The 2,011-nt window shown below is 40.8% G+C and carries 3 protein-coding genes; 1 reads left to right on the top strand and 2 read right to left on the bottom strand.

What is annotated here, in order from left to right; all coding sequences use genetic code 11:
- Positions 1–15: 15 nt before the first annotated feature.
- Both CK510_RS29730 and CK510_RS29735 read right to left on the bottom strand, forming a co-directional pair.
- A complete protein-coding gene (locus CK510_RS29730; protein ID WP_245912512.1) occupies positions 16–786 on the bottom strand; it encodes an Alr2735 family protein in 771 nt (256 codons plus the stop codon).
- Positions 787–866: 80 nt separating this feature from the next.
- Positions 867–1,481, bottom strand: a complete 615-nt coding sequence (locus CK510_RS29735; protein WP_095725035.1) for a hypothetical protein — start codon at positions 1,479–1,481, stop codon at positions 867–869.
- 184 nt (positions 1,482–1,665) lie between these two features.
- Between CK510_RS29735 and CK510_RS33140 the strand changes: the two genes are divergently transcribed.
- The gene (locus CK510_RS33140) at positions 1,666–1,809 is read left to right on the top strand and encodes a copy number control protein (protein WP_211293354.1); all 144 of its coding nucleotides are present in this window, start codon (positions 1,666–1,668) and stop codon (positions 1,807–1,809) included.
- Positions 1,810–2,011 lie beyond the last annotated feature (202 nt).

Here is a 2,011-nt window from a genome sequence, read left to right on the forward strand (position 1 = left end):
AAAATCACTTTGTACTTAAATATGATTTTTAGCGATCGCTTGTTTTTGACTAGACCTCACCAAATCGCGTTGCTCCCAGTTAATTTCGTTAACTACACTTTCATTCTCAATCGCAAATTTTTCGTTTTTGTCAGTAGGTTCTTCAGCAGGGATTAATTCAAGAAGAGAACTGATTTTATCCTGTGATATCTCAGCTTGCTGCTTCTCGTATAAATCAGATATTGCCATCCTGACAATTCGCTGTGGTGACAATCCCAACTCTTCGATTAACTTCTCGGTAAATACCCCTGTTTGATGGTCATCCTCCATAATCTTGCCAAAGGTGTAATATCGACTACCATCGGCAGTAGCTCTCCAATTTCCCTCTTTTTTGTCTCTATTTTGCGATTTGAGAAAAGCCCTTCTTTCTTCAATTAGTTCCAATACTTCTTTGCAGTTCAGGTTGCTAAAATCCTGCAACTCTTCAATTAGGACTTTGTAGTTCCGCGAGCATAACCGTAGCAATACTGATATTGGTAAAACAGCTAAGTCTTCTGGACGACTAACGAAAGGTTGGAAATGCTCGGCAATTTTGAGCGATCGCTTCTCCTCCACATTCCCCTTATCCCAACCGTATTCCTCCAACAATGCGCGATATTCTCGTTTGCTGTGGGTTTGCTTGTATTCGTAAAGTAGGAAAGCTGTGTGTAGGTACTCCAAGGTACTTTGCTCGATATGTACCGTGGGATTGGAGTTTATTTGATGCTGTTTTTCGTAACTTTCGGTTGCAATAGTTAGTACAGTCATGGTAGATTCTGGGTACTTTTTTAATGGTTTTTGGTCTGTGCAAAAGACCAATTTTTCTTAATTCGACTAATTTGAATAGTTCAGGCAGCTTTTTTCCATGCGATGGTCGTAGACCGGTCTACGACCATCGCTCCTTGTGCTTGGGAAATCGCAGCCAAGGCATAAGCCAAGGTGTGTTTGTGGATGCGTGGCATTTTGCGAAATGACATATCCTGTCCCCAATCCTGGACTGATTTGGTGCCGATATGCAGAACTTGGGTGAGGGTTTTGACGCAAGTTGCCCGAAAATTTGCATGGGAAACGGTTTGCAATATTTGCTGTTCGTTTAAACCATCGAGGAGAATTTTTTCGAGGAAGGTTTGAGCATCAACTTCGGGTGGATTGTACTCACCTTTGAGTATGTTTTTGATCTGACGGGGCATAATTTCGGCTGTGTCAATGTAAGCAAGGGCAATTTTGCAATAGTTGGGCATCCCTTCAAAATTCAGATCGCTTCCCCATTTACGAACCGTTGCTCGTTGGATGTCGAAGATAGCACAGAGTATGGTGATGCATTTTTTGCGGTATTGGGAGTCTGTTTCTTCTTCCAGCAGTTCTGCGGGGGTTAGTTCGGCAATTCCGAAGCAATGACGGAGGAATTGTCGGGGTTCTAATTCTCGATCGGGTAGGTACTTGAGCAGGTTGTAGTTGTTCATGGCAGAAATTCCAGATTGCCACCTGTATAAGTTATTTGCAGATAAAGTAATGATACCCCACATAGGTCATATATATCAATAAGGGCGTGTGGGTTATTTAAAAACTGAGCTGACTAGCGGACAATAAGCATGTGATATACATGACCTATCTATGCCGGATGAAAATAAAAAAGAGGATTCTACTGTGAGCTTTAGAGTTTTTTTGCCTGATTCCCTGCGGACTGAGTTTAAAGTCTGGTGCGCTAGGGAAGGGACGAATATGAGCGAAAAATCGAGGGAATTAATAGAGGAATGGGTTAAAAGTAAAACCAGTCAAGGTGATAAGTGAATGTTGTAGTCATCGATTAAGCAAGCAATAAACGGTTAAAACAAAGGTTAAAACAAAGGTAAAAATCAAGGTCGTAAATTAAGCATCTCTATACCTCTAGCAGTATTTCTGAGTTGATTTGGTTGAACTTTGCTCAAATTATCAGCTTGTGCCTTTAGGTAAAGTTTACAGATTATATAGTTTATAATGCACTAAATTTATA

The organism is Brunnivagina elsteri CCALA 953 (genome assembly GCF_002289455.1).
GTDB lineage: Bacteria > Cyanobacteriota > Cyanobacteriia > Cyanobacteriales > Nostocaceae > Brunnivagina > Brunnivagina elsteri.